The 1,486-nt window shown below is 54.7% G+C and carries 1 protein-coding gene; it reads right to left on the bottom strand.

Annotated features, from left to right (window positions below):
• Nucleotides 1-298: 298 nt before the first annotated feature.
• Nucleotides 299-1,486: hemolysin family protein (locus ACXJ5O_RS26780; protein ID WP_457302558.1), on the bottom strand; the 1,188-nt coding region annotated here is incomplete at its 5' end.

Raw genomic sequence — 1,486 nt, 5'->3', positions numbered from 1 at the left:
TGATAAACGTTCGTTTGAAAATGCCGATAATAACCGATTTCTAGTCGAATCCGATTAGTTCCAAAAAAGTTAACAATCGCCGATCTGCAGCAAGAACGTCTAGCTTATTATGCTTGACCGTCGGCTTCGCGCCGCCAAAACCAGACATCAGCATTCCGATGTTTTGATACTGACGTTCTAGAACCAACCGCCTCTCAAATTTGTGCCAGTCAAGTAAACCCGAGCGATTTATTAGACTTYAAGCCCGCCCTATCCGAAGCGGTCATCGCTGACTTTATCGCCGCTTCAATCAAGCGCGCTATGGCAAGCGAGACGCCAGAACCTTATCGACACGCCGATGATCAAGGTCGACGACTTCGAAGCGCCAATCGTCGAAATCGATTGCCTCACCCGTTTCCGGAATTCGTTCCAATCGATCGATGATGAAGCCAGCAACGGTTTCGTAATGACGGGTCTTCGGTAGGTCGATGCCCAACAGGTCAGCCATTTCGTCCGCTGGCATCCACCCCGCGAGCAACCAAGATCCATCATCACGTCGAACGGCCTCCGGTTCTGACTGATCCTCGTCCGAACGGAAAGCACCAGCTATCGCGTCAAGGATGTCAGCGGGCGTCAGCAGACCTTCGAAGTGGCCATATTCATCATGAACGAGCGCCATCGGCACATCGGAGTTGCGCAAGACTTTCAGGGCCGCCAGCGCATCGAGTGTATCGGGAACCACGGGAGCGCTGCGTATGTGGTCGCGTATCAGAACCTCCGAAGCCGAGAGTAACGGCTCGATCATGTCCCTTAGCATGATGACACCGATGACGTTGTCACGGTCATCGTCAAAGACGGGCAGGCATGAATGATTGCTGGCGACCAGCTTTCTCTTGAGAGAAGCGATATCTTCGTTGACCTTGACCATTTCGACTTCGGTACGTGGTGTCATCACGGCGCGGACACTGCGGTCGCCAAGGCGGATGACACCCGAGATCATCGAGCGTTCGGCTTCTTCGATCACTCCAGTACTGCCGGCCTCGGCAATGATCGTCAGGATTTCTTCATCGGTAATTGCGCTTTCGGAGGCCGTGGAAATACCAAACAGTTTAAACACTCCCCTGGTTGACGCATCGAGCAGCCAAACGGCAGGGGCGGCAACCCGCGACAGAATGTTCATCGGGCGTGCGATAAAGCAGGCAATCCGCTCCGGATTCTTCAGCGCCAAGTGTTTGGGAACGAGTTCGCCGATGATCACGGAGAGATAGGTGATGATGCCGATGACGAGAATATAACCGCCGACCTCTGCGATGTCTGCACGCACGCCCGCACTGGCCAGGTAGACGCTCATACGCGATCCGAGGGTCGCCCCGGAAAACGCACCGGCAACAATACCGACAAGCGTAATGCCGATTTGGACCGTCGACAGGAACTTTCCGGGATTCTCCGAAAGCGCCATCGCTGCACGCGCACCCGCAACGCCCCTATCCGCCAACATCTCCAATCG

The sequence above is a fragment of the Phyllobacterium sp. P5_D12 genome (assembly GCF_054049495.1).
Note: the sequence above shows the minus strand (reverse complement) of the source record. Positions and strands in the feature narration are given on the sequence as shown.